The organism is Pseudomonas sp. FH4, from assembly GCF_000510915.2.
In the GTDB taxonomy this organism is placed as follows: domain Bacteria; phylum Pseudomonadota; class Gammaproteobacteria; order Pseudomonadales; family Pseudomonadaceae; genus Aquipseudomonas; species Aquipseudomonas brenneri.
Map to the genome: position 1 here is coordinate 40,256 of NZ_AOHN01000061.1, position 21,123 is coordinate 61,378.

A 21,123-nucleotide genomic window follows, 5' to 3' on the forward strand; every position below is an offset into this window, starting at 1 on the left:
CGTTCAGAAGGATGCCCGATGCCCCACGATTGACGTGGGGCACGGACGGTTTACCAGCTGAAGTCCTTGGCCTTGGCCTGATCGATCAGGGCAATATCCACCGGGATGGTGGCCGGCACTTGCGAGCCCCACTTCTTGGCCAGGGCGATGCCCAGGGCCAGGCGGATCTGGTCGCGTGGGTACTGCGCCGACGTGGCAATGAACTTGCTGCCAGGCTTGAGGATGGCCTTGATCGCTTCCGGCGCACCATCGACGCTGACCAGCTTGACGTCCATGCCGCTGGCCTCGATGGCCGACAGTGCGCCGAGGGAGCCGTTGTCATTGACGCTGAAAATGCCCTTGAGCGTGGGTTGGGCCTGGAGCATGTTTTCGGTCACGGTCAGCGCCTGGTCACGCTCCTGCTTGCCGTTCTGGATACTCACGATCTTGATCTCCGGGTGCTTGGCCACCGCCTCCTTGCAACCGCGCACCCGCTCCAGGATCGGCACCACGGCGATGCCGTCGAGGATTGCGATATTGCCTTTGTCACCGATGTTTTTGGCCAGGTATTCACAGGCCTGGAAGCCGGCATCGAAGTTCTTTGAGCCAACAAAGGAGTCCAACGGACCATCGGCCTGGGCATCGACTGCGACCACCACCACACCAGCGGCATGGGCCGATTTGACGGCGGACTGCACGCCCACCGAGTCCGTGGGGTTGATCAGCAGGATATCGATACCTTTTTGCAGCATGTCCTCGACGTCACTGACCTGTTTGGACACGTCGTGGCGGGCATCGGTGATGATCAGTTGTGCACCAATAGTCGCTGCCGCTTCTTGCAGGGCGTCTTTCATGGTGACGAAGTAAGGGTTGTTGATTTCCTGGAAGGATGCGCCGACACGCAGAGGCGCAGGCTGGGTGTCGGCCAGGGCGACGGTGGAGATGCTTAGAGCCAACAAACACAGGGTTTTCGGAAGCATTTTCATGGCGTGGGTCTCTGTTTTGTTTTTATTTTTAGAGCAAATGTTATCGTTAACATTTTGTCAGAAGCTAACAAGGAAATGATGGCGGTGCAAGCCCCTTGAGATATCCCCAGGCCGGACTAAGCTTGGTCCCCAACAAAAAATATAACGAGCACCGCCATGACCCATCCCACCGAGGCCTTTCGCGAACGCTACCGCGCCGCTGTCCACCCGCGCTACAACCCGTGGCTGCATGCCGGCTTTGTGCTCAGCTACGGTTTGCTCTGCATCATCATGGCCTGGGGCAGCACCCAGCACATTCAGGCTTGGGAATGGCTGGCCGTGCCCCTGACGCTGGTGTTCTTCAACCTGTGTATCTACCTCGTCCACCGCCACCTTGGCCATCATAAACACGGGTTTGCCAAGCTGTTCTATGCGCGCCACACGGGTGATCATCACAGTTTCTTCACCCCCGGCCATATGACTTACGACAGCCCCAGGGACTGGCGGGTGATCCTGTTTCCGGCCTGGCTGATCATCCTCCACAGCCTGGCCGTCACCCTCCCCGCCTGGTGGCTGCTCAAGCAGCTCAATCCCAACGTCGCCGGGTTGTTCGCCGGATGTATGATCCTGGGCTACCTACTCTACGAAATCTTCCATGCCTGTGAGCACCTGCCACCCGACCATCCCCTGGCCCGCTTGCCGTGGATCCGGCATATGCACCAACTTCACGCGTTGCACCACCGTCGCGAGTTGATGCAAGGCCGCAACTTCAACATCGTGCTGCCGCTGATGGATTATCTGTTCGGCACGTTGCACTGGGAGCCCGCCACGCGCCCCTCCAAAGACTCTCGGGAAGCACCATGAGCCAAAAATTCCGTCATTTGCTGTTGTTGGTATTGATCGCCGTCGTGGCCTTTCTGCTGCTGATGCCCACCGAGGTCCAGCCGGTCAATTGGGCACCGCCCAAGGCACCCTCGATGCAGGATGGGCCTTACAGCGAGAACCTGCGCCTGAAGGATGTCCAGCGCATCGGCGCCCAGGACATTGCCGGGCCCGAGGCGTTGCTGGTGGATGCCCAGGGTTTGCTGGTCACCGGCCTGCATGATGGACGGATCATCCGCACCGCGCCCGACAGCCAGACCCTGGAAGTGCTGGCCAACACCGGCGGCCGCCCGCTGGGCCTGGCACAGCATCCGGACGGGCGCCTGATCATTGCCGATGGGGTCAAGGGCCTGCTGGCGCTGGACGCCCAGCGCAAACTGACCACCCTGAGCACCAGCGCCAATGGCGTGCCTTTCGGTTTCACCGATGATGTGACGGTGGACGCCGCCGGGCGCTACGCCTATTTCAGCGACGCCTCCAGCCGCTGGGGTTATGGCCAGGATGGAGAGGCGGTCATCGAACATGGTGGCGATGGCCGGCTGCTGCGCTATGACTTTCACAATGGCCAGACCGAGCTGTTGCTCGATCAACTGCAATTCGCCAACGGCGTAGCGCTGGGACCGGATGAAAGTTATGTGCTGGTCAATGAAACCGGGGCCTATCGCATCAGCCGCTATTGGCTCAAGGGCGACAAGGCGGGCACCCATGATCTGTTTATCGACAACCTGCCGGGGCTGCCAGACAACCTCACCTTCAACGGTCGGGATCGGTTCTGGGTGGCGCTGTACTCACCGCGTAACCCACTGCTCGATGGCTTGGCCGGTTACCCCGCGATACGCAAGATGATGGTGCGGGCGCTGATGGTGGTGCCCAAGCCCATCGAACGCAAAGCCTTTGTGCTGGGGCTGGATGTACAGGGCCAGGTGGTCGCCAACCTGCAAGATGGCAGCGCGGGCAACTATTCACCGATTACCAGCGCCCGCGAACATGGCGAGTGGCTGTACCTGGGCTCGCTGAAGAACACCAGCATGGCGCGCTTGCCGCTGAAACTGGCATTGGCTTTGTAGGAAACGACGAAGCCCTCAAGACTTGAGGGCTTCGTCGCCGGCAAGCCGGCGCCTATAGAGGTGGGCGGGGTTAACGCACGATGGTCTGGCTGCAAATGTGGCCCAGGCTTACGTACTGCGTGATGTTGCCGCCTACGCCCACGCCCGGGAACTCCTTGAGCTCGATACGCCAGCCGCCCATGTTGAACCAGGTCCGCCAGTTGTACGTCTGGCCGGACGAACTGTCCGGGTAGACCACATTCAGATCGCCGGAGCAGGTACCCAGGTCGACACTGCCAGAGGCCGCGCCGGTGATGCCAGTCTTGGCCTCGTAGTCGACCCAGTGGTAGTTGATGGTGTCATCAAAGCGCTTGTCGACCCGCAGCACCGGGGTCACGCCGCGCAGCGGCTCGCCGGTGCTGTCCGACCATTGGGTGCTCCAGCTCAGGCTGCGGGCGGCCTGGGTAGCCAGTTGCATGATCGAGCTGGGGATACGCACCACGTTGTCGCCGTTCACATTGTTCTGGTTCAGTCGTGGCGCCGAGCCAAAGGACAGGATGTAGCGCGCCTGTGGGTTGAGTGCCACTGCCGGGTTGGCCCGTACCCGTACCTTAACGGTGTAGCCAGGGGTCAGGCTTGGGTAGGTGGAGGTGTTGTTCGGCTGGATCACCACCCAGTTGTTGCCATCGAAGCGCTCGAAGATCCACTGGTTGCGAGTGCCCTCGCCATCATCGCCCAGGAACATGCCCACGCCCTGGCCACGCAACGAGGTGAAGTCGAAGTAATCGACATCGTTGACGCTGTCGAGGTTACCGGCCACCTGGTTCAAGGCATCCGGCAACGCGAACGCGGTTTGCGCAGTGTCGTTGGGCTCGAAGGCGTCGATATTGCTGTCCACGGCGACACCAAAGCTGAACTGCCCATTGCTCGCGGTGTTGGCCACCATGTACCAGTAATAGTCGCCGGCGGGCATCACGCCATTGAGGTATTCGTCGGCGCTGCCTGCGTTATCAGAGGTGCCCAGTAGCGTCAGGTTGCCCTGGCCGTCGTCATGAAACAGGCTCAGCGACATATTGGTGCCGGCACTCTGGTTCAGCAGTTGCAGCTGGATGCGCGCGCTTTGCGCCAGGTTGAAGTGGTAGGCAACTTCCGCCCCGGTTTCCACGCCGGTCACGTTGTACAGGGTGTTGATATCCAGGGTCGGGAACAACGGTGCAAAGGCTGCAATCGCTGCGCCTTGCAGTTGTTTCTCATTGGGTTTTTTCAGCTCGCCAACCACCGTATCCACCGGCGCGCTGCTGACTGCGGCCTTACTTGCCACAGCCCTGGCCTTGCCGGCCTTGGCCGCCTTGAGCTTTTGCTTGATTTCGGTCGCAAGCTTCGACGGCTCAACCTGGCCACCGATTTTAAGCGCCTGCTCGACCGCACGCTTGACCGCCTGCGCGGACAGTTTGGCAGGGGTTTGCGAAGGGTATTGCTCGGCCAGGGCAAACGCCGAAACAAAGCAGGAGGCCGCCATGGCCGCACCCAGCATAAAGGCTTTTTTTGATTTCATTTTTTATCCATCCATAGTTAAAAAATTTGTGGCTTTGGTGCGCGGTGAAATCCGTTCACCTGGGATGGACTGTAGGCAATTACTGTATACTTGTACAGTATCTTTTGAAATGAATGCGAGAAAGATGCGCGCAGTGCCGTAGGAAGAAACGACAAAGCCCAGGCAGTGCTGGGCTTTGGTTCGCTAGGCTACCACTTGCGCCAGATGACCCAAGCCGTCAAAGCCACGAAATAGATTGCCGAGAAATAAAATGGCCACGTTGCCCAGCGTTTGAGTGCCAATGGGACTGACCCCAACTCCTCCCTGCTCACTTCATTGCTCTTCATATGGGTTTTGGGCTGCATGAAAAAGCCAATGAGTATGCTCATACGCATGGTTCTATCGATACGTGTGTTCCTTCCCCAAAAACGCTTGTTGCCTTGGACCGCCTCGTTCTCGCTGAAATAGCTTTCTATCTCATCCAGTTTTTTATACTCGGCGTATAGGAGCAAGCCCAAAGAAACGAACATTCCAAGTGCCAGCGCTATCAGGATCAAGGTGTATAACGACATGTTTATATCCCTGCTGGCTTGTACAAAAGATCGCCCATCTCTTCTCCAAAAATCCCGCCCTCGGTCCCCCCGCCATACCCACCAGCAGCGCCTCCGATAATCCCGCACGCCAACTTCCCTTGACCTTTCATAACCACACCCAGGACAACGTTGCAGATGGACCGCGCAAGGTGAGCCCCGATTGCTCCACCCGCTGCTGCCCCCGAAACACCACCCACCAACCTCCCCCCTTCCACATACCTCGCCCTGCTGCACAGCTCCCCCCGATCCTTCATACACGCCTCCTTGATCTCCAACCCCGCCCCCCCCACATCCAGCGCCAGCCCCACATACGTGCCATTGCCTAAAAACTTCGACGTCTGGGCAATGCTCTTGATGCGCTGGGTGTAACCGGCGATCTCACTCTTATCCAGATAGCTCCTGGTCGAAATCCCCAGCACTTTTTTCAACGATTTATGGCTCTGCAAACTGGTACCAAACCGTGCCGCACCTTGTAGTTGCACCTCCAGCCTGTTGAACAGAACCTGGCGATGGCGTACAAAATTGTTGCGATCCAGCACCCCGTCCTTGAGCTGTCGGTGCAACCGTTCAACCTCCTCCAGCGTGTGCTTGACCTCATCCAGATGCCGACCCCACGCCGAGGTGGCACTGCCGACACCTAAAGAGCTGTAGCCGAGCAGGCTTTGCAGCAAATCATACTTGCCGACCACCGCTGTCCCAAGTGCCGTGTCCTGTTCCAGGCCGCGGCGGATGTCCTCGGCATGGCGCATCAACCAGGCATCGTTGAAGGTGCAGGCCATGCCGTAGTCATTGGGAATAATCACCATCTGCCCAGGTGTGACCAGGCCGTGGCGCAAGTGCAGGTTCAACGCATCGAACTGCGCCGACAGTTGGTTGTAGGAGTCCTTGAGCAAACTGGATTTCAAGCTGTGAAAATCTATGGTCCGGTCATTGATATACGCCTGCGCCATCGCCCGCATCCCTGATGCAATGAATAGGGCGTAGGAATATAAGTAAGCAGAACGGGCCTGGCACAAGCCCAGGGATGAAAAGCGGCTTGTCGATTACATTTGGGAAGTTGCCTACTATGCGAGCGATCAAGACCTACAGACAGTCCGCCATAACTCCCCCCGAATGCCAACTTTGTAGGGGCGAGCTTGCTCGCGAAGCTCTCAGAGCTGCACGGTTTATCCAGAATGAACGTGTCGTCTGGAGGTTTTTCGCGAGCTAGCTCGCTCCTACAGTAGTAACCGTGCGCCGCGCGATTTTTTCACATTGATTTCACTGCCTGCCCACGCCCCGGGATCTAGATTGCCCGCCAACGCCAAAGGCAATACCAAAGCTTCCCAGGGTGAACAGTGTGGTTGACATGATCCAGGCCAAACCCCGCGCAGATCGGGGCTTGGCGAAAACGCTCAGACAGCTGTGGCTGCGGTTCATCGCACTCATCGCCCTGTGCCTGCTAGTGATGGGGGCCATGCTCTGGCCGACTTCACCGCAGGATCTGGGGGCCGACAATCGCCTGGTCACTTCAGGGGCCCTGGCGGCCTGGCGCAGTGGCAACCTGATCGTGCTGGTGCGCCATGCAGAACGCTGCGACCGCTCCAGCAATCCGTGCCTGGGCCCTGCGGATGGCCTGACCCGATCCGGCAGCGTCTCGGCAGCCACCGTGGGCTCCGCGTTCCGCACCCTGGGCATGTCCCACAGCGATGTGTTGAGCAGTCCTACCACTCGCACCGTGCAAACCTCACAGTTCATGTTCGGCGACGTCCATGTATTACCTGACCGCCTGACCTTGTGTGGCGCCACACTCACGCACGACCTGCCTGCACGCAAGGTCGCCGGACGCAACCTGCTACTGGTCACCCATAGTGAATGCATCGGCGACCTGGAGCGGGTACTGGGCTACCCCCATGCTGACGGTGCCGAATACGGCAGTTCGCTGTTTGTCCAGGTGCGCAGCAACGGCAAGCTCAAGGTACTGGGCGTACTCAACAGCCAGGACTGGGCCACAGCCCTTGGACACCTCTGACGGTCAGCTCACGATATCGCTACGCCGCAGTTCACCCTGCACTTGCAGCACGAAGGTCGGATCGTTGGGCTCCCCAGCAACCTGCAACGTGCTCAGGTTCAACCGCCGGTCATAGGCGACGATGGCTTCACCGCTCGCCCCGGAAAACCGGCTGACAAACTGCAGCGGCTTATCACCCAATTGCACCCTGATACCTGATACATCGACTTTATCCTGGCCGCTGACAAAATCCTCGATCCGGTCCGGTGCCGCCGCGCTGGACTCGTTGATCTTGCCATAGACAAAGGTGTCATTGCCCTTGCCGCCCCACAACCTATCAGCCCCCTCGGCGCCGTAGAGCACATCGTTCCCGTCACCACCGCGCAACTCGTTATTCGCGGTGTTACCGACCAGCCAGTCGTTGCCTGACCCGCCAATGGCGTTCTCGATAGTGGCGCCATAAGCAATGGAAACGTTACCTTTAAGAGCACCCACATCGGAAAACGTACCCTCTTTGAGACTGATTTTTTGATCCTGGACGTAGCCCGAAAAATCTAGCGTGTCATTACCACCACCATCCCAAATGGCGGCGAGCATTTTGTCGTCCTTGGTATTGACGCTGAGGAAGTCACGATCGGTATTGGAATTGAAGCCGTAAGTGGTGTCGTCTTTGCGGGTTTGGTGATTGGCGCCATATTTCGATTGGTAGGCAGAAATATCGTCGAGTTGGGGAGCCGATGCCCGGAAACCACCGTGATTGGCATAGGTCGTTCGTTCACCCCGGTAACTCATGACGCTATGGCTTTGAGAGTCCTCATGGGAGTCGATCTTCGACCGATCAAGAATGCCATTGTAGTTACCCGGATGCGTAAGTCCCATCGCGTGGCCCAGTTCATGGGTGATCGTGTGGCGACCGGCATCACCATGGTGAGCCTTGGGCACCGACATTTCTTCAGCATTGTTCACAAACCAGACAGCGCCTCCCCGGCCTTTATTATCCGGCAGTTCCGTATGGGGTTGAGCGTCGATGGATTTATTATTCTTATCAAATCTCTGACCATAGTTACCGATTGCAATATGCCCTTCACTCTTGACGGTCCTAGGCCCTTCGTTGAACTTGACGTTTGCGACATCGGCAATTGATTGAAGGCTGAGTTCGGTTTGCTTCCTTTGATTTTCAAGGATCGATGTGAACCCTGACCTGCCACCCCGTTTCAGTTTTTTATCAGCGGGAGCAGATAGAAACTCGTAGCTGACATCGTACGTGCCGTCACCGTTTTTATCTGGCCATCCGGGACTTCTACGCCACAGCTGCCGTGCGGCCTCTTCAGTGGTTTTGGACTGCAATCCGTTGTGCTTGATCGTACCGCCGCGGTCATCGCGATGCCGGAACTGGTCAATATCCTGGAGCGTGCTGCTTACTCGTGGTGTAACTGCGGACATAAATACCCTCACTGAGCCAGTAACCCTTTTTCAAAGCTGAACCGAACAGCGTGGTGCTCGCTTCAAACATGAACTTGAAGGGTTACGGCGGGGCAAGAAATACGATTTGTCTTTGAAACGAGCAGGAAAGAATAAAGCCCCGCACAAGGCTCACGCCCGTCCTATCACCCCGGCAACGGAATCACCCGCAACGGTCTGACCGATTTGTAGGAAAAACTCGAATATATTTCCTTCACACACGGCAATGTCTGCAACACCTCGCGGGCAAATTCGCCGAAGGACTCCAGGTCCCTGGCCACCACTTCCAGCAAAAAATCATAGCGCCCGGATACGTTATGGCAGGCGACGATTTCCGGGATATCCAGCAGCCGCTGTTCAAACGCCCGGGCGATTTCCTTGGAGTGGGTGTCCATCATGATGCTGACAAACGCCGTCACCCCGTAGCCCAGGGCCTTGGGCGAAAGAATCGCCTGGTAGCCGCTGATCACACCGCTGTCTTCAAGGTTCTTGACCCGGCGCCAGCACGGCGAGGTGGTCAGGGACACCCGTTCGGCCAGTTCGGCGACGGTCAGGCGCGCGTTGCCTTGCAGGGCGTTGAGCAGGGCTTTGTCGGTACGGTCCAGACTGCTGGGCATGTCTTGCCTCAAATCATTATTTTTATGGGGTTTCATCCTTCGCCACAGGTTTTTCTCGGCAAAGTAGGCAACGTTCGGCCTCGGTTATGAGCATAGCATTGTAGGAAATAAGGAGCGTCCGACATGAAAAATAAACACAACACATTCGGCTTTTCCACCCGTGCCATTCACTACGGCTACGATGCGCAAGACCACCATGGTGCCCTGGTGCCGCCGATTTATCTGTCGGCGACCTTTGCCTTCCCGACCGCCGAATACGGCGCCGGGTGCTTTGCCGGTGAAGAAAGCGGGCACTTTTACACGCGTATCTCCAACCCGACCCTGGCGCTGCTGGAGTCGCGCATGGCCACCCTGGAAGGTGGCGAAGCCGCAGTGGCGTTCAGCTCCGGTATGGGGGCGATTGCGGCAACCTTCTGGACCTTGTTGCGCCCCGGCGATGAAGTGATCGTCAGCCAGACGCTGTACGGCTGCACCTTCGCCCTGCTGCACCACGGCATCGCCGAGTTCGGGATCAAGGTGCGCCATGTCGACCTGTCGGACCTCGACGCCCTGCGCGCCGCACTCTCCCCTGCGACCCGCATGATCTACTGCGAAACCCCGGCCAACCCCAACCTGCAATTGATCGACATTGGCGCCGTGGCCAAGATCGCCCACCAGCAACCCGGCATTACTGTGGTGATCGACAACACCTACTGCACCCCGTACCTGCAACGCCCGCTGGAACTGGGTGCCGACGTAGTGGTGCACTCGGCCACCAAGTACCTCAGCGGCCATGGCGATATCACCGCAGGTATCGCCGTCAGCCGCCACGACCTGGCGCAACGGATTCGCCTGCAAGGCTTGAAAGACCTGACCGGTGCCGTGCTGTCGCCCCAGGATGCGTTTTTGCTGATGCGTGGTCTCAAGACCCTGGCCCTGCGCATGGAGCGTCATTGCAGCAATGCCCAGGCGGTGGCCGAAGCGTTGCAGGCCCACCCGGCCGTGGAGTCGGTGACCTACCCCGGCCTGCGCTCCTTCCCACAATACGAGCTGGCAGCACGTCAGATGAAACTGTCGGGCGGCATGATTGCCTTCGAACTCAAGGGGGGGATCACCACGGGCCGACGCTTCATGAACGCGCTCAAGCTGTTCAGCCGCGCGGTCAGCCTGGGCGATGCCGAATCCCTGGCCCAGCACCCAGCGAGCATGACCCACTCCACCTACACCCCGGAACAACGTGCCCAGCACGGAATTTCTGAAGGCCTGGTGCGGTTGTCGGTGGGGCTGGAGGACATCGCGGACTTGCTGGCCGATATCGAGCAGGCCCTGGCTCATTGCGTCAAGCGTGCTCCCGCGCTCAAACAGGCGACGCACTCTGTGTAATGACGGGTTATTTGACCAGGCGGGTTTCCTTCGACGGCCGATAGCCGAAATAGGCGCTGTAGCATTTACTGAAGTGGCTCGGCGACACAAACCCGCAGGCCACCAGCACATCGACCTGGGACAGTTCGGTGTGCTGCAACAAGCGTCGCGCCTCGGTGATGCGCAGTTCCAGGTAATAGCGCTGCGGCGTGGTACCCAATTGCTCGCGGAACAAGCGCTCCAACTGGCGCCGTGACCGCCCGGCATACAGCGCCAGTTGCTCCAGGGCCAGGGGCTCTTCGAGGTTGGCATCCATCAGGCGCACCACCTCGCGCAACGGCGCACTGACGCAGATATTTTCTGCGGGTTTGATCCGCCGGTAGCGCGACTCCTCAAAGGCCAGGATATCTTCGATACCTTCCACCAACGCTTTGTCGTGCAGGCTCTTGATCCAGTCCAGGGCCATATGGAACGCCCCCGAAGGACTGGATGCGCTCAGGCGATCGCGGTCGATCACATAGGGCTCGCTACTGACCTGCGTGGCCTTGGCGATTTCCGTCAGGGCCGGGCGATGTTCCGGGTGAATGGCACAGCGATAGCCGTCCAGCACCCCGGCCTTGCCGAGGAACCACGCACCGTTCCATAAGCCGGCAAGGATCACCCCCTGTTGCGCCGCAGCCTTGAGCAGTTCGATAAAGGTATCGCTGGCCTTGAGCTGGGTGCGGTAACCGCCGCAGATCACCAGCAGGTCAAGCTCCGCCAGCGCGCTGTGGTCGAGGCGTGCGTCGGGGCGAATCACCAGGCCCAGGTCGCTGATCACCTCCTGCTCGCCCAGGCCGAAGGTGCGCGAGGTGAACAGCCCCGGACGTAACAGATTGGCCGTGATGAAGGTGTCCAGCGCCTGGGTGAAGGCCGGCAGTGAGAAATGCTCCAGCAGCACAAACCCCGCACGGATCAGGCGCGGGGCCTGGCCCGGGGTTTCGTTCAGGTAGCGCAGGTTCTTGCCTTTCATGCCGCCGCTGAATTGCCGTCTTTCCATGATTGTTTGACCTGCCTACGACGCGCCATCGCCAGTCAAGCCGGCGTTTACAAGCGATTAAGGCTTGATGTTCTTCAACTGGTTGAGCAGTTCAAGCAACTGCTGCAACTGCTCTTCGCCAAACTGTTCCTGAATCTTCTGGTAATTGCTTTCCATCCCGGCGCTCATCTCGACGAAGCACTGCTGCCCCTGCTCGGTGAGGTTCACGAACACGCGGCGCTGGTCTTCGCTGGACTTGCGGCGGCGCACGAGGCCGTCGCGTTCCAGGCGTGCCAGGACGCCGGTCATGCTCGGCTTGAGGATGCAGGCCAGGTGTGCCAGTTGATGGCTTTCCAGTTCGCCTTGCTGGCGCAGGATACGAATCACCCGCCACTGCTGCTCGGTCAATTGATGTTCATTGAGCAACGGCCGGAAAAACGCCATGGCCGCTTCGCGGGCCTGCAGCAGGGTCAGTGTCAGGGAAGGTCTGGGAGTGGACATGGTTCACGCGCAAAAGAGATCGAAGCGTCGAAGCTTAGGGTCGGCTCCATGGGCATGCAAGCCGGCCGCCGCACAAACTCGTTAATCTCGACATGAATTATTTACAAGAAGCACAAATTTTCTACCCACAATAAATATAACATGTTAACAATATGCCAATCCCTTCAGCGATCAGAAGGGTGATACCTACAAAAACAACAAAAGGAATCTGTCATGCATTTGCGCCTCCTCCCCTTGGCGGCCAGCGCCGGCCTGTGCGCTACGTTCAGCCCCTTGAGCGCCTACGCCGAGTTTATCCAGGACAGCAAGGCCAGCCTCGACCTGCGCAACTTCTATATGAACCGCGACTTTCGCCAGACCAACGCGCCGCAGAACAAGGCCGATGAGTGGGCCCAGGGCTTTGTGCTGCGCCTGGAGTCGGGCTACACCGAAGGCCTGGTGGGTTTTGGCGTGGATGCCCTGGGCGAGTTGGGGGTCAAGCTCGACTCCAGCCGTGACCGGCGCGGTACCGGCCTGCTGCCTTATGGCGCCAGCCAGCAGCCCGTCGACAACTACAGTGAACTGGGCCTGACGGCCAAGGTGCGGGTGTCGAAAACCGTGCTCAAGGCCGGCACCCTGCAACCGCAGTTACCCGTCGCCGCCTACAACGACACCCGGCTGCTGCCCTCGACCTACACCGGTGAACTGCTCACCTCCCAGGACATCGCCGGACTGACCCTGAACCTCGGCCGCCTGGAAAAACAGAACCTGCGCGACTCGTCCAGCAACGATCAGATGAGCTACGCTGGCGTCGACAGCAGCCACCTGGACCTCGCCGGTGGCACCTATGCAATCACCCCGCAGTTAGCGACGACCTACTACTACGCGCAGATGCAGGATATCTACCGCCAGCACTTTATCGGCCTGGTACATGACTTGCCGCTGGCCGAAGGCATCAACCTGCGCAGCGACCTGCGTTACTTCGACACGCGCGAGCAAGGCAGCCATGCACTGCGTGGCGCCTCACGGGTGGACGGTGGGCGGATCGACAACCGTTTTTTCAACGGCATGCTGAGCCTGTCGATGGGCGGCCACAAGGTTGGCCTGGGCTATCAGAACCTCTCGGGCGACGGCGATTTCGCCTACCCGGGCCTGGACCCCTATTCGGTCAACCTGGTGACCATCAACGTGTTCACCAAGGCCCAGACCGATGCCTGGCAGGCGCGCTACGACTATAACTTCGCCGCCTTCGGCCTGCCGGGCCTGACCTTCATGACGCGCTATGTCGATGGCAGCCATGTGCAGACCGCCAGCGTGCGCAATGGCCGCGAATGGGAGCGCGATACCGACCTGACCTACACCGTGCAGAGCGGGCCACTGAAGAACGTCAACGTGCGGCTGCGTAACGCAACGCTGCGCTCCAGCAACGGCCTGACCAGTGATATCGACGAAAACCGCATCATCGTCGGCTACAGCCTGGCGCTGTGGTGATCAACGCAGGCCGGATTGGCGCAGGCGGTATTCCCCCGGTGTGGCCTGCGCATAACGCTGGAAAAACCGGCTGAAATAGGCCGGGTCCTTGAAGCCCAACTGGTAGCAGATTTCATTGGCGGAACTGCCGGTAAACAGCAACAGGCGCTTGGCCTCCTGCATCAGCCGTTCAAGCACCAGGCGCTTGGACGGCAGGTCGGCAATGCGCCGGCATACGTCATTGAGCCGCGCTTCGGTGACGCCGATGGCTTCGGCGTAGGCCGACAGCGGCCAATGCAGCAGATAGTGGTCTTCGATCAGCTCATTGAAGCGATGGAAGATGCGCAGGTCTTCATGACGCGCCGGGCGCGCTTCCAGGGAGTTGGCACTGAGCCGCAGCAAACTGATCATGATCAGCCGGGTCAGGCTTTCCAAGGCCGTTGCACGACCGGCTCCGGCGCTGTTGATTTCGTTGCACAACTCGTCAAACAACCATTCCAGGCGCTTGATCTCGGGCTGGAACTGCGACCCCAGGCGGGCCAGCGCCACGCAGGCCGACGGCACTTGCGGGCCGGGCGCAAGGCTGGGGTCGGCATCGATCAGCGCCCGCACCAATTGCTGGCGTACGGTCAATACATGGCCGTCGGCGTCGGCTTCGGTGACGAAGGCATGGGCCACCGTCGGTGGCGTCAGGAAAAACATCGGCCCGGATTCCAGGTATTGCTGGTCGTCGAGGTAGACCCGCACCGCGCCACTCTTGACGTAATGCACCTGGAAAAACCGGTCATGGCGATGCACGGGCATGTTGCGCCCGAAAAATCCCGCCAGGTTGCCGAGCCGGTCGTAATGCACGTCGGCATCGCTGTAGCGCTGGTCGTAGACCTGGCCGATGTTGATATTGGGGATCGGTTTCACAGGCATCTCTTTATTGTTTTTTGCACCCGATGATTTTGCCACGCTTGACGGTAGTTAACATATTAATTATAACGTTAACACATTAACGAACTGCCTCCAGAGCAGTCGCCATCGCCAGGAGAAATCCATGAGCCGTACCCTGCATGATGTTGCCAGCGGCACCCTGTTCGGCGTCGCGCTGAACTACCAGGGCTTGCTGAACCAGCGTCTCGCTGAATTCGAACAGCCGCCGTACCAGAAGCCGCCGGTCAAGCCGGTGCTGTTTATCAAGACGCCCAATACACGCAACAGTCATGACGGCGTGGTGTTTCATCCTGCTGGCCAGCGCCTGCAACCTGGCCCGGCCCTGGGCGTGGTAATGGGTAAAAGTGCCAGCCGCGTCAGCGTGGAAAATGCCCTGGACTATGTGGCGGGCTACACCATCGTCAATGAATTCAGCCTGCCGGAAGACAGCTACTACCGCCCCGCCGTCAAAGCCAAGTGCCGCGACGGGTTCTGCGCCCTCGGCCCGCAACTGGTGGCCCGCGAACAGATTGCCAACCCCCATCAGTTGAGCCTCAAGCTGTTCGTCAACGGCGAACTGCGCCAGCAGAACACCACCGCCAACTTTGTGCGTGATATTCCCCGCCTCATCGCCGAAATCAGCGAATTCATGACCCTGCATGAGGGCGATGTGCTGATCACCGGCACGCCTGAAGGCCGGGTGGATGTGCACCCCGGCGACACCGTCGAAGTCGAGATCAGCGGCCTGGGCCGCCTGGTCAACCACATCCAGGCCGAGGAACAGCCATGAAACACGCGCGTATCCGTTTTGAAGGCCAGGTCCATCAGGTCCACGTCGAAGAGTTCAATGCTGTGCGCCTGGCTGATGGTCGGTTGCTGGCCGAAGACCAGGTCGAGTGGCTGCCACCGGCCACCGGCACTATGTTCGCCCTGGGCCTGAACTACGCCGACCATGCCGCCGAACTGGCCTTCGCCCCGCCGACCGAGCCGCTGGCGTTCGTCAAGTCGCCAGGCACCTACACCGGGCATAACCAGGTCACCTGGCGCCCCGACAACATCGTCTACATGCATTACGAGTGCGAGTTGGTGGCGGTGATCGGCAAGCCGGCGCGCAACGTCAAGCGCGAGGACGCCCTGGAGTACCTGGCCGGCTACACCGTGTGCAACGACTACGCGATCCGCGACTACCTGGAAAACTACTACCGCCCCAACCTGCGGGTGAAAAACCGCGACGCCACCACCCCGGTTGGCCCGTGGATCGTCGATGTGGCCGATGTGCCAGATCCGAGCAACCTGACCCTGCGCACCTGGATCAACGGTGAACTGCGCCAGGAAGGCAGCACCCGCGACATGATTTTCGATATCCCGTACCTGATCGAATACCTGTCCAGCTTCATGACCCTGCAACCCGGCGACATGATCGCCACCGGCACCCCCGAAGGCCTGGCCGATGTGGTGCCTGGCGATGAAGTGGTGGTGGAAGTCGAAGGCGTCGGCCGCCTGGTCAACCGAATTGTCAGTGAGGCGGACTTTTTCACCGCCGCCAAAGAGGCTTGAGCACCATGATCAAACATTGGATCAACGGCCGTGAGGTCGAAAGCAAAGACACCTTCATCAACTACAACCCCGCCACCGGCGAGGCGATTGGTGAAGTGGCCAGCGGCGGCGCCGAGGAAGTCGCCCAGGCCGTGGCTGCCGCCAAGGAAGCCTTCCCCAAGTGGGCCAATACCCCGGCCAAGGAACGTGCGCGCCTGATGCGCAAGCTCGGTGAACTGATCGAGCAGAACGTGCCCCGCCTGGCCGAGTTGGAAACCCTGGACACCGGCCTGCCGATCCACCAGACCAAGAACGTGCTGATCCCGCGGGCTTCGCACAACTTCGATTTCTTCGCTGAAGTCTGCACGCGCATGGACGGCCACAGCTACCCGGTGGACGACCAGATGCTCAACTACACCCTCTACCAACCGGTGGGTGTGTGTGGCCTGGTGTCGCCGTGGAACGTGCCGTTCATGACCGCCACCTGGAAGACCGCACCGTGCCTGGCCCTGGGTAACACAGCGGTGCTGAAGATGTCCGAGCTGTCGCCGCTGACCGCCAACGAACTGGGGCGCCTGGCGGTTGAAGCGGGGATTCCCAATGGCGTGCTCAACGTGATCCAGGGCTATGGCGCCACTGCCGGCGATGCGCTGGTGCGCCACCCCGATGTGCGGGCGATTTCCTTTACCGGCGGCACCGCCACCGGCAAGAAAATCATGCAGACCGCCGGCCTGAAAAAATACTCCATGGAGTTGGGCGGCAAGTCGCCGGTGCTGATTTTTGAAGACGCCGACCTCGAACGCGCCCTGGATGCCGCGCTGTTTACTATCTTTTCGCTCAATGGCGAACGTTGCACCGCCGGCAGCCGGGTGTTTATCCAGGAAAGCGTATACCCGCAGTTCGTCGCCGAATTTGCCGCCCGCGCCAAGCGCCTGATTGTCGGTGACCCGCAAGACCCGAACACCCAGGTCGGCTCGATGATCACTCAAGCCCACTATGACAAAGTCACCGGCTACATCAAGATTGGCATCGAAGAAGGCGCAAGCCTGGTGGCGGGCGGCCTGGAACGTCCGGCCAACCTGCCGGCGCACCTGGCACGCGGGCAGTTTATCCAGCCCACCGTGTTCGCCGATGTAAACAACAACATGCGCATCGCCCAGGAGGAAATCTTCGGCCCGGTGGTGTGCCTGATCCCCTTCAAGGACGAAGCAGAGGCACTGCGACTGGCCAACGATACCGAGTATGGCCTGGCGTCCTATATCTGGACCCAGGACATCGGCAAGGCCCATCGCCTGGCCCGTGGCATCGAGGCCGGCATGGTGTTCATCAACAGCCAGAACGTGCGCGACCTGCGTCAGCCGTTCGGCGGGGTCAAGGGTTCCGGTACCGGCCGTGAAGGCGGCCAGTACAGCTTTGAAGTATTCGCAGAGATCAAGAACGTGTGTATCTCCATGGGCAGCCATCACATCCCGCGCTGGGGCGTGTAACTGTAGGAGCGGGCTTGTCGGATCGCCGCACCGCCGCGATGGTCGTTAACGATAACGCTGGCTGTCAGGGTTAACGCGGCGACCTTGCGTTTTTCGCGAGCGAGCTCGCTCCTACTGGGTCCGCAGAGCACCAACAAGAATAATGAATTGAGGAGAGTCATCATGGGTGAAGTAGTCCTGGCGGCGAAAATCTGCCACGTCCCTTCCATGTACCTGTCAGAACTGCCAGGCAAGCACCACGGTTGTCGCGCCGCGGCGATTGCCGGGCACAAGGAGATCGGGCGCCGCGCCCGTGAGCTGGGGGCCGACACCGCCGTGGTGTTCGATGTGCACTGGCTGGTCAACAGCGGTTATCACGTCAACGGTGGCGAGCGCTTCCAGGGCACTTACACCAGCAATGAGCTGCCGCACTTCATCAAGAACATGGAGTACGCCTACCCCGGCTGCCCGGAACTGGGTGAACTGATCGCCGCCGAAGCCAACCTGGCCGGGGTGCGCACCATGAACCACAACATCCCGAGCCTGGAGCTGGAATACGGCACCCTGGTGCCCATGCGCTACATGCACATGGATGTGCCCGAAGAACAGAAATTCAACGTGGTCTCCATCGCCGCCTGGTGCGCCTGGCATCGCCTGGAAGACAGCTTCGCCTTTGGCGCTGCCGTGCGCCGGGCCATCGAGAAGAGTGATCGCAAGGTGCTGGTGCTGGCTTCCGGCTCTCTGTCGCACCGTTTCTCCGACGACCGTGAGGCCGAAGCCAACATCCACAACTGGACCCGCGAGTTCGACAAGCAAGTGGACATGCACGTGGTGCAGATGTGGCGCGAAGGCCGCTTCAAGGAGTTCTGCGCGATGCTCCCGGACTACGCCGAGCATTGCTTTGGCGAAGGCAAGATGCACGACACCGCGATGCTCCTGGGGTTGCTCGGCGGGCCGGAATACAACCGCCCGGCCGAGATCATCACCGAGCCATTCGGCAGCTCCGGCACCGGCCAGATCAACGCCATTTTTCCGCTCTGAATACATGTGGGAGCTGTCTCGCCCGGCGAGACAGCTCCCACATTGAATCGCGTACAGAAGGAGGCTTTGCATGCCACATTTCATCGCCGAATACACCGACAACCTCGAACCCCAGGCTGACCTGCCGGGGCTGTTTGAAAAGGTCCACCAGGTGCTGGGAGACAGTGGCGTGTTCCCCCTGGGCGGTATCCGCAGCCGCGCCGTACGCCTGGACACCTGGCGCATGGCCGATGGCAAGCACGACTACGCCTTCGTCCACATGACCCTCAAGGTCGGCCACGGCCGCGACCTGCCGACCCGCCAGGCCGTGGCGCAAGCCCTGTTCACGGTGATCACCGAACACTTCGCCGCCTTGCAGGCGCAACGGTTGCTGGCCCTGTCGTTCGAGATGATCGAGCTGCACCCGCAACTGAACTTCAAGCAGAACAACGTCCACGCGTTTTTAAACAACCAGGCGGGCTGATATCCATCAACTGAACGAGATCACCTGTAGGAGCGAGCTTGCTCGCGAAGATCGTCAACGATAACGCGTGCCTGCTGGATAACCGCGATGGCCTTGAGGTCTTTGCAAGCAAGCTCGCGCCTACAGTGGGTTTCATTCGCTTGACGGTGCAGTCTCGCCTCCCCAACGGCCTCTCAGACAAAAAGTACAACATCATGAGCACAGCCAATACCGCCCACAGCGTCACCCTTGCCGAGCATGATCGCACCCACAGCACCGTCACCTGGCGACTGATGCCGTTGTTGCTGATCTGTTATTTGTTTGCCCACCTGGACCGGATCAACATCGGCTTCGCCAAGATGCAGATGAGCACCGACCTGCACTTCAGCGACACGGTGTATGGCTTTGGTGCCGGCCTGTTCTTTATCGCCTACGCGCTGTTCGGCGTGCCCAGCAACATCGCCCTGGACCGCGTCGGCCCACGGCGCTGGATTGCCTGCCTGATGGTGGTGTGGGGCATCCTGTCCACCAGCATGCTGTGGGTCGAAAGCGCCAGCGGCTTCTATGTCCTGCGTTTTCTGCTGGGGGTGGCCGAGGCTGGCTTCTTCCCGGGGATCCTGGTGTTTCTCAACCGTTGGTACCCGGCCCGTCGCCGGGCGCAGATCACCGCCCTGTTCGCCATCGCCGTACCCATGGCCGGGGTGATTGGCGGGCCACTGTCCGGCGCGATCCTGGAGAACTTCCACGACTTTGGCGGCATGCGCGGCTGGCAGTGGATGTTCTTGATCGAAGGCGCACCGGTAGTGCTGTTGGGCCTGGTGGTCCTCAAGTGCCTGCCGGACAGTTTTGAAACGGTGAAGTGGCTCAACGACACGCAAAAGCAACAGCTGCGCGAGCAGTTGAGTACCGAGGAAAAACGCAAATCCATTACCTCCTTTGGCGGGATCATCCGCGACCCACAAGTCTGGCTGCTGGTCGCGATCTATTTTGCCGTGATGCTGGCAGTCAACACCCTGGCGTTCTGGATGCCCACCCTGATCCATGGCGCCGGCATCGGCCGTGACAGCCAGGTCGGCCTGTTGAGTGCCGTGCCGTACCTGGCCGGGTGTTTCTTCATGATCGGCTGCGGACGCTCCTCGGACCGTAACCGCGAACGCCGCTGGCACTTGTGCGTACCGTTGCTGATGGCCGCCGTGGGCATCGCCATCACCGGCCTGGCACCGGGCAACCCGCTGTTGGTGATGAGCGGCCTGATCATCGCCGGCATGGGCGCCAGCGCCGCGCTGCCGATGTTCTGGCAACTGCCACCGGCGTTCCTGTCCAACTGCACCCAGGCCGCCGGAATCGCCATGATCAGTTCGTTCGGCAGCATCGCTTCGTTCCTCGCGCCGTACCTGATCGGCTGGATGCGCGACACCACCCAAAGCGCGAGCCTGGCCCTGTATGTGCTGGCGCTGTTTATCGCCCTTGGCGGCCTGCTGGTGTTGCGCACCAACGCCGCCATCGTCAATCCTCAGTAAGAGAGTTTCGTCATGCTTGATCCACAGCTCATCCTGCAAGCCGCCGCCCAACTGGACCATGCCGAACGCAGCCGCGAACAGGTACGCCAGTTTTCCCTCGATCATCCAGGCATCACGATCGAGGACGCCTACGCCATCCAGCGCGCCTGGGTCGCCCAGAAGATCAAGGGCGGGCGCAAGCTGGTCGGGCACAAGATCGGCCTGACCTCGCGGGCCATGCAGGTATCGTCGAACATCACCGAGCCGGACTACGGTGCGCTGCTCGACGACATGCTGTTTGAGGAAGGCACCGACATTCCGTTCGAGCGCTTTATCGTGCCGCGGGTCGAAGTGGAGCTGGCGTTTATCCTCGGCAAGCCACTCAAGGGACCCAACTGCACGATCTTCGATGTGCTCGACGCCACCGAGTGGGTGATCCCGGCCCTGGAGATCATCGACGCACGCATCCAGCAGATCGACCCGCACACCAAGGCCACACGCAAGGTGTTCGACACCATCTCCGACAACGCCGCCAATGCGGGCGTGGTCATGGGTGGCCGTGCGGTGCGCCCGACCGAGATCGACCTGCGCAAAGTACCGGCCGTGCTGTACCGCAACGGCGTGATAGAAGAGTCCGGGGTCTCGGCCGCCGTGCTCAACCACCCGGCCAAGGGCGTGGCCTGGCTGGCCAACAAGCTGGCGCCCTACGACGTCACGTTGTTGCCGGGGCAGATCATCCTCGGTGGCTCCTTCACCCGCCCTGTGGCGGCCAGCCCGGGCGACACCTTCCATGTCGACTACGACATGCTCGGCTCGATTTCCTGCCGTTTCGTCTGACCTCAGGA

At 60.1% G+C, this 21,123-nt stretch carries 21 protein-coding genes; 12 read left to right on the forward strand and 9 right to left on the reverse strand.

Translation table 11 applies throughout. The features are described 5' to 3' along the window. Nucleotides 1–50 precede the first annotated feature (50 nt). A complete protein-coding gene (locus H097_RS27005; RefSeq protein ID WP_032863708.1) occupies nt 51–965 on the reverse strand; it encodes a substrate-binding domain-containing protein in 915 nt (304 codons plus the stop codon). A 156-nt stretch (nt 966–1,121) separates the two neighbouring features. On the opposite strand from H097_RS27005, the gene H097_RS27010 reads away from it, so the two are divergent. Then, nucleotides 1,122–1,808 carry a sterol desaturase family protein gene (locus H097_RS27010; RefSeq protein ID WP_032863709.1) on the forward strand — a complete coding sequence of 229 codons (687 nt, stop codon included), beginning with the start codon at nt 1,122–1,124 and terminating at the stop codon, nt 1,806–1,808. After that, nucleotides 1,805–2,893: an SMP-30/gluconolactonase/LRE family protein gene (locus H097_RS27015; protein WP_032863710.1), complete on the forward strand. Its 1,089-nt coding sequence runs from the start codon at nt 1,805–1,807 to the stop codon at nt 2,891–2,893. Before H097_RS27010 ends, H097_RS27015 begins: the two co-directional genes overlap by 4 nt. Nucleotides 2,894–2,963: 70 nt before the next feature. Here the strand turns inward: H097_RS27015 and H097_RS27020 are convergent, their stop codons facing one another. The 3 genes from H097_RS27020 to H097_RS27030 all read right to left on the reverse strand — a co-directional run bounded on the left by H097_RS27020 (nt 2,964) and on the right by H097_RS27030 (nt 5,949). Continuing rightward, the gene (locus tag H097_RS27020; RefSeq protein WP_032863712.1) at nt 2,964–4,427 is read right to left on the reverse strand and encodes a hypothetical protein; all 1,464 of its coding nucleotides are present in this window, start codon (nt 4,425–4,427) and stop codon (nt 2,964–2,966) included. Between the two features lie 188 nt (nt 4,428–4,615). Then, nucleotides 4,616–4,978, reverse strand: coding sequence for a hypothetical protein (locus H097_RS27025; RefSeq protein ID WP_032863713.1), 363 nt, complete (start codon nt 4,976–4,978; stop codon nt 4,616–4,618). 2 nt (nt 4,979–4,980) lie between these two features. Then, nucleotides 4,981–5,949 (reverse strand): hypothetical protein, encoded by a 969-nt coding sequence (locus H097_RS27030; RefSeq protein WP_032863787.1) that lies wholly within the window; start codon nt 5,947–5,949, stop codon nt 4,981–4,983. Between the two features lie 506 nt (nt 5,950–6,455). Here H097_RS27030 and H097_RS27035 point away from each other — a divergent pair. Beyond that, nucleotides 6,456–7,010, forward strand: coding sequence for a histidine phosphatase family protein (locus tag H097_RS27035; RefSeq protein ID WP_308425964.1), 555 nt, complete (start codon nt 6,456–6,458; stop codon nt 7,008–7,010). Between the two features lie 3 nt (nt 7,011–7,013). On the opposite strand, the gene H097_RS27040 is transcribed toward H097_RS27035, so the two are convergent. Beyond that, nucleotides 7,014–8,432, reverse strand: coding sequence for a serralysin family metalloprotease (locus H097_RS27040; protein WP_082445683.1), 1,419 nt, complete (start codon nt 8,430–8,432; stop codon nt 7,014–7,016). A gap of 164 nt (nt 8,433–8,596) precedes the next feature. Beyond that, nucleotides 8,597–9,067: an Lrp/AsnC family transcriptional regulator gene (locus tag H097_RS27045; RefSeq protein WP_032863716.1), complete on the reverse strand. Its 471-nt coding sequence runs from the start codon at nt 9,065–9,067 to the stop codon at nt 8,597–8,599. Between the two features lie 123 nt (nt 9,068–9,190). Between H097_RS27045 and H097_RS27050 the strand changes: the two genes are divergently transcribed. Then, complete coding sequence (locus H097_RS27050; RefSeq protein ID WP_032863717.1) at nt 9,191–10,429, forward strand: methionine gamma-lyase; 1,239 nt, start codon at nt 9,191–9,193, stop codon at nt 10,427–10,429. A 7-nt stretch (nt 10,430–10,436) separates the two neighbouring features. On the opposite strand, the gene H097_RS27055 is transcribed toward H097_RS27050, so the two are convergent. Both H097_RS27055 and hpaR read right to left on the reverse strand, forming a co-directional pair. After that, complete coding sequence (locus H097_RS27055) at nt 10,437–11,447, reverse strand: GlxA family transcriptional regulator (RefSeq protein WP_032863719.1); 1,011 nt, start codon at nt 11,445–11,447, stop codon at nt 10,437–10,439. 57 nt (nt 11,448–11,504) lie between these two features. Beyond that, complete coding sequence (hpaR, locus tag H097_RS27060; RefSeq protein ID WP_032863720.1) at nt 11,505–11,927, reverse strand: homoprotocatechuate degradation operon regulator HpaR; 423 nt, start codon at nt 11,925–11,927, stop codon at nt 11,505–11,507. A 213-nt stretch (nt 11,928–12,140) separates the two neighbouring features. Between hpaR and H097_RS27065 the strand changes: the two genes are divergently transcribed. Next, entirely contained in the window at nt 12,141–13,397 is a 1,257-nt protein-coding gene (locus tag H097_RS27065; RefSeq protein ID WP_032863722.1) for an OprD family porin, read from the forward strand. Here the strand turns inward: H097_RS27065 and hpaA are convergent, their stop codons facing one another. Then, nucleotides 13,398–14,297, reverse strand: coding sequence for a 4-hydroxyphenylacetate catabolism regulatory protein HpaA (gene hpaA, locus H097_RS27070; RefSeq protein WP_032863724.1), 900 nt, complete (start codon nt 14,295–14,297; stop codon nt 13,398–13,400). A 121-nt stretch (nt 14,298–14,418) separates the two neighbouring features. On the opposite strand from hpaA, the gene H097_RS27075 reads away from it, so the two are divergent. From H097_RS27075 to hpaH, 7 genes are all read left to right on the forward strand, one after another. Further along, complete coding sequence (locus tag H097_RS27075) at nt 14,419–15,084, forward strand: fumarylacetoacetate hydrolase family protein (RefSeq protein WP_032863726.1); 666 nt, start codon at nt 14,419–14,421, stop codon at nt 15,082–15,084. Next, nucleotides 15,081–15,851 (forward strand): fumarylacetoacetate hydrolase family protein, encoded by a 771-nt coding sequence (locus H097_RS27080; RefSeq protein ID WP_032863727.1) that lies wholly within the window; start codon nt 15,081–15,083, stop codon nt 15,849–15,851. The genes H097_RS27075 and H097_RS27080 overlap by 4 nt, the downstream gene beginning before the upstream one ends. 5 nt (nt 15,852–15,856) lie before the next feature. Next, nucleotides 15,857–17,317 carry a 5-carboxymethyl-2-hydroxymuconate semialdehyde dehydrogenase gene (hpaE, locus tag H097_RS27085; protein ID WP_032863729.1) on the forward strand — a complete coding sequence of 487 codons (1,461 nt, stop codon included), beginning with the start codon at nt 15,857–15,859 and terminating at the stop codon, nt 17,315–17,317. A 162-nt stretch (nt 17,318–17,479) separates the two neighbouring features. Beyond that, a complete protein-coding gene (gene hpaD, locus H097_RS27095) occupies nt 17,480–18,337 on the forward strand; it encodes a 3,4-dihydroxyphenylacetate 2,3-dioxygenase (RefSeq protein ID WP_032863731.1) in 858 nt (285 codons plus the stop codon). Between the two features lie 70 nt (nt 18,338–18,407). After that, a complete protein-coding gene (locus H097_RS27100; RefSeq protein WP_032863732.1) occupies nt 18,408–18,800 on the forward strand; it encodes a 5-carboxymethyl-2-hydroxymuconate Delta-isomerase in 393 nt (130 codons plus the stop codon). Between the two features lie 194 nt (nt 18,801–18,994). Next, a complete protein-coding gene (locus H097_RS27105; protein WP_032863789.1) occupies nt 18,995–20,299 on the forward strand; it encodes an MFS transporter in 1,305 nt (434 codons plus the stop codon). 12 nt (nt 20,300–20,311) lie between these two features. Further along, a complete protein-coding gene (hpaH, locus tag H097_RS27110; RefSeq protein WP_032863733.1) occupies nt 20,312–21,115 on the forward strand; it encodes a 2-oxo-hept-4-ene-1,7-dioate hydratase in 804 nt (267 codons plus the stop codon). The last annotated feature ends 8 nt before the right edge of the window (nt 21,116–21,123 follow it).

Bases quoted from the DNA above. Each gene is read 5' to 3' on its own strand.
- hpaA (WP_032863724.1), bottom strand. From the start codon at position 14,297: ATGCCTGTGAAACCGATCCCCAATATCAACATCGGCCAGGTCTACGAC.
- H097_RS27035 (WP_308425964.1), top strand. From the start codon at position 6,456: ATGCTCTGGCCGACTTCACCGCAGGATCTGGGGGCCGACAATCGCCTG.
- H097_RS27065 (WP_032863722.1), top strand. From the start codon at position 12,141: ATGCATTTGCGCCTCCTCCCCTTGGCGGCCAGCGCCGGCCTGTGCGCT.
- H097_RS27015 (WP_032863710.1), top strand. From the start codon at position 1,805: ATGAGCCAAAAATTCCGTCATTTGCTGTTGTTGGTATTGATCGCCGTC.
- hpaR (WP_032863720.1), bottom strand. From the start codon at position 11,927: ATGTCCACTCCCAGACCTTCCCTGACACTGACCCTGCTGCAGGCCCGC.
- H097_RS27050 (WP_032863717.1), top strand. From the start codon at position 9,191: ATGAAAAATAAACACAACACATTCGGCTTTTCCACCCGTGCCATTCAC.
- H097_RS27030 (WP_032863787.1), bottom strand. From the start codon at position 5,949: ATGGCGCAGGCGTATATCAATGACCGGACCATAGATTTTCACAGCTTG.
- hpaE (WP_032863729.1), top strand. From the start codon at position 15,857: ATGATCAAACATTGGATCAACGGCCGTGAGGTCGAAAGCAAAGACACC.
- H097_RS27025 (WP_032863713.1), bottom strand. From the start codon at position 4,978: ATGTCGTTATACACCTTGATCCTGATAGCGCTGGCACTTGGAATGTTC.
- H097_RS27040 (WP_082445683.1), bottom strand. From the start codon at position 8,432: ATGTCCGCAGTTACACCACGAGTAAGCAGCACGCTCCAGGATATTGAC.
- H097_RS27055 (WP_032863719.1), bottom strand. From the start codon at position 11,447: ATGGAAAGACGGCAATTCAGCGGCGGCATGAAAGGCAAGAACCTGCGC.
- H097_RS27075 (WP_032863726.1), top strand. From the start codon at position 14,419: ATGAGCCGTACCCTGCATGATGTTGCCAGCGGCACCCTGTTCGGCGTC.
- H097_RS27020 (WP_032863712.1), bottom strand. From the start codon at position 4,427: ATGAAATCAAAAAAAGCCTTTATGCTGGGTGCGGCCATGGCGGCCTCC.
- H097_RS27005 (WP_032863708.1), bottom strand. From the start codon at position 965: ATGAAAATGCTTCCGAAAACCCTGTGTTTGTTGGCTCTAAGCATCTCC.
- H097_RS27080 (WP_032863727.1), top strand. From the start codon at position 15,081: ATGAAACACGCGCGTATCCGTTTTGAAGGCCAGGTCCATCAGGTCCAC.
- H097_RS27045 (WP_032863716.1), bottom strand. From the start codon at position 9,067: ATGCCCAGCAGTCTGGACCGTACCGACAAAGCCCTGCTCAACGCCCTG.
- H097_RS27105 (WP_032863789.1), top strand. From the start codon at position 18,995: ATGAGCACAGCCAATACCGCCCACAGCGTCACCCTTGCCGAGCATGAT.
- hpaH (WP_032863733.1), top strand. From the start codon at position 20,312: ATGCTTGATCCACAGCTCATCCTGCAAGCCGCCGCCCAACTGGACCAT.
- H097_RS27010 (WP_032863709.1), top strand. From the start codon at position 1,122: ATGACCCATCCCACCGAGGCCTTTCGCGAACGCTACCGCGCCGCTGTC.
- H097_RS27100 (WP_032863732.1), top strand. From the start codon at position 18,408: ATGCCACATTTCATCGCCGAATACACCGACAACCTCGAACCCCAGGCT.
- hpaD (WP_032863731.1), top strand. From the start codon at position 17,480: ATGGGTGAAGTAGTCCTGGCGGCGAAAATCTGCCACGTCCCTTCCATG.